This window comes from Cryobacterium sp. 10I1 (genome assembly GCF_035019805.1).
Lineage (GTDB): Bacteria > Actinomycetota > Actinomycetes > Actinomycetales > Microbacteriaceae > Cryobacterium > Cryobacterium glucosi.
This window is the reverse complement of sequence record NZ_JASJVF010000501.1, coordinates 1-1,043: the sequence shown is the minus strand read 5'-3', so window position 1 is coordinate 1,043 and position 1,043 is coordinate 1. Positions and strand designations below refer to the sequence as shown.

The window sequence follows — 1,043 nt, the reverse complement described above, 5'->3', positions numbered from 1 at the left end:
GGGCAGGCGGAACCGACGAATCACCCGCTTTCGCGGACGGACTTCGGGGCTAGACGGGGCTTTGCTGGTGCAGGGCCACGCACCAGCCGCCGTTCTGGAACACGTAGGTGGTCGCGGCGGACGTCTCGACGGTTTCGTCGCCGCGGCGGGTGACGAGCCGGTAGACGAGGATGCCCGCGCGATCGTTGATCCGGATCACGGCGGGGTCGTGCAGCTCGTAGCTGTCGAGCGGCGCGAGGGCCTCGAAGAACGCGGCCACCGCGTCCCTGGCGACCACGTTCCCCGGGAGCACCAACAGGGCATCGCGCGTCATTGTGCGCCAGTAGTAGTCCCCGGCGCGGCGGGCAAGGATCGCGTCCCAGCCCTCGTGCTCTTCGTGCAGCAGGCGGGCGGGCAGATCGTCAGTGATCGCAGTCATACTGCAACGCTAGCCCCTATTCGGCACGCTGGGCGCGGCGTCGGCGACTCGTGAGGACGAGCGCGGCACCGAGCAGGAGAGCGAGGAGGGCGAGCAGGGCGAGGAGCTCAACCGGAAGGTCGATTCCGGTGTGCGCGAGGGCCTTCAGAACGGTCGCGGAGTCGCTCGCCTGGGCCGCCGGGGCGGCCGGGTCGGCGTAGAGGCTGTGCGCGGTGACCGTGTTGACCACGGTCGGGAACGCAGTGGCCAGCACGGACACCGTGATCGTGACCGTGCGGGTCGCCCCGACGGCCAGCGCGCCGGCGAAGGTGCACGTGACCAGCGCCGCGTCGGACCCAGCGGCGCAGGTCACGGCGTCGCCGTGGCCGGAGACGTAGCTGAGCCCGGCCGGGAGCACGTCGACCACGGTGAATCCACCCGGGTCTGCCGTGGCTCCGGTGTTCGTGACCGCGACGAGGTAGTCCAGGTTCGATCCGATGATGGCCTGCCCGGTGTGGTGCTTCGTCACGGCGAGACTCACCAGCGGGGCGACGACGAGTGGATCGGTCGCCGAGTTGTTTGCCGGGTCCGGGTCGGGGGTGACCGCGGTGACGGCGGCGGCGTTCGTGACCGTCGGGGTCCGGGT

2 protein-coding genes are annotated in these 1,043 nt (G+C 70.8%); both read right to left on the bottom strand.

The genetic code is table 11. The features are described from left to right. Nucleotides 1–49: 49 nt before the first annotated feature. A complete protein-coding gene (locus QN345_RS19400; protein ID WP_134559075.1) occupies nucleotides 50–418 on the bottom strand; it encodes a DUF4440 domain-containing protein in 369 nt (122 codons plus the stop codon). Between the two features lie 16 nt (nucleotides 419–434). Next, nucleotides 435–1,043: LPXTG cell wall anchor domain-containing protein (locus tag QN345_RS19395; protein WP_323509160.1), on the bottom strand; the 609-nt coding region annotated here is incomplete at its 5' end.

Excerpts from the sequence above, each read along its gene's own strand:
- QN345_RS19400 (WP_134559075.1), bottom strand. The coding sequence starts at position 418 with ATGACTGCGATCACTGACGATCTGCCCGCCCGCCTGCTGCACGAAGAG.